Here is a 1390-nt window from a genome sequence, read left to right as displayed (position 1 = left end):
CGGGGCAGGGCGCCGACACGGTGCAGGGCGGCGCGGGCGACGACAGCCTGTCGGGCAATGTCGGCGACGACCTGCTCGACGGCGGCGACGGGGCCGATACGGTTGCGGGCGGTGATGGCAACGACACGCTGGCCGGGGGCCTCGGGGCCGACAGCCTTGCGGGCGATGCGGGCAACGACTCGCTCTCGGGCAATGACGGCAACGACACGCTGGCCGGGGGCGCGGGGGCCGATACGCTGGACGGCGGCGCGAATGACGACAGTCTTTCGGGCGACGCGGGGGCCGACAGTCTGGCGGGGGGGCTTGGGGCCGACACGCTGGCGGGGGGCGATGCCAATGACCGGCTTGATGGCGGCGACGGCAACGACAGCCTCTTGGGCGATGCGGGGGCCGACAGCCTGACGGGCGGCCTTGGGGCCGATACGCTGGCGGGGGGCGACGACAACGACACGCTCGCCGGTGGCGAGGGGGGCGACAGTCTGGCCGGCGGCCTTGCCAACGACTCGCTCTCGGGCGATGCGGGCAACGACCTGCTCGACGGGGGCGCGGGGGCTGACAGCCTCGACGGCGGGGCGGGCAACGACAGCCTGACCGGCGGCGCCGGAGCCGATGCCTTCGTGGCGGCGGGGGCCGATCTGATCACCGACTTCGACGCGGTGACCGGCATCCAGGGCAGCGATACCGCGCCACGGGCCGACAACGACTTTGTCGACCTGTCGGGCTATTACAACGACGCCAACCTGAAGCTGTGGAACGCGGCCAATCCGAACAACACCTTCACCAATCCGCTGGCCTGGATGAAGGCCGACCAGGCGGACGGGGTGTTGCAGCAGGCGGACGGGTTGCGGATCCAGAACGGCGGTGCCGCAGTCGATGCCAAGCTGTTCTCGCTCGAGAATACGGGCATCGTCTGCTTCACCCGTGGCACGCGGATCATGACGGCGACGGGCGAGCGGCCGATCGAGGAGCTTGGCCCCGACGATCTGGTGCTGACGATGGACCACGGCTACCAGCCGATCCGCTGGATCGGGTCGACCACGGTGGCGGCGACGGGCCGGTTCGCCCCCGTCGCGATCGCGGCCGGGGTGCTGGGCAACGCGCGCGAGTTGCGCGTCAGCCCGCAGCACCGGATGCTGCTGACGGGCTGGCATGCCGAACTGCTGTTCGAGGATGCCGAAGTCCTCGTCGCGGCGCGGATGCTGGTGAACGACACGACGATCCGTCCGGTCGAGGGCGGCACGGTGGACTACTTCCACATGCTCTTCGACACGCACGAGATCGTCTATGCCGAAGGCGCACCGTCGGAATCCTTCCACCCCGGACAGCAAGGCTGGGGCGCCCTCGCCGAAGAGGCAAAAGACGAAATCCTGACCCTCTTCCCCATGCTCGC

1 protein-coding gene is annotated in these 1390 nt (G+C 70.2%); it reads left to right on the top strand.

Features of this window, described 5'->3' with window-relative positions:
- Positions 1–1390 (top strand): Hint domain-containing protein (locus H7F16_RS19935; protein WP_185799310.1); only part of this gene is annotated, 1390 nt, incomplete at both ends.

The organism is Paragemmobacter straminiformis (assembly GCF_014243445.1).
Classification (GTDB): domain Bacteria; phylum Pseudomonadota; class Alphaproteobacteria; order Rhodobacterales; family Rhodobacteraceae; genus Paragemmobacter; species Paragemmobacter straminiformis.
This window is presented reverse-complemented; position numbering and strand designations above follow the sequence as displayed.